The organism is Mesorhizobium sp. M7A.F.Ca.CA.003.01.2.1 (assembly GCF_003998945.1).
GTDB classification, from domain to species: Bacteria; Pseudomonadota; Alphaproteobacteria; order Rhizobiales; family Rhizobiaceae; genus Mesorhizobium; species Mesorhizobium ciceri.
On the sequence record NZ_RZRA01001666.1, the window covers coordinates 1 to 459 of the forward strand.

A 459-nucleotide genomic window follows, 5' to 3' on the forward strand; every position below is an offset into this window, starting at 1 on the left:
TCTTCCGCTTTGCCCCAAGCGGCTTCGACCGCAGTAATTGCCGCAGTCGGCAACTCCGTCGAGAAGGCAATGTAGTTATCTAAGGCCAATCCAGTATCGCTGGCTTCCAGCAAATCCAGCAACCCACGCGGCGTCTGCGGAATCCCCTCAATCACATAGCCCTGCTCCTTCAGGTCATGCAGCATGGCGAGCACGCTGGACGGCACGTCGAGGCCGACGGCATAGCCGGTTCGACCAGGAGCGCTAGGGTAATCCGGGATTAGGATGGCCAGCTTGCGCCCGGCGCGGGGTGTCTCCTGCAACTTGATGAAGGCCGCGACGCGGTCAGCGACCTGCGCCACGCGATCCGGTTCCGGCCGGTTGGCGAAGGCGCGGTGGCCGAGTGCGGGATCGGTCTCGGTCTCGCCCTTGAAGGAAATGGCGCCGGCGAGGACGCGGCCGTCGAGTTCGGGCAGCACG

General features: G+C 64.5%; 1 protein-coding gene. It reads right to left on the minus strand.

Features of this window, described 5'->3' with window-relative positions; all coding sequences use genetic code 11:
- A partial coding sequence (locus EN969_RS34845) for a cobaltochelatase subunit CobN (protein ID WP_206525390.1) occupies positions 1–459 on the minus strand: 459 nt, incomplete at both ends.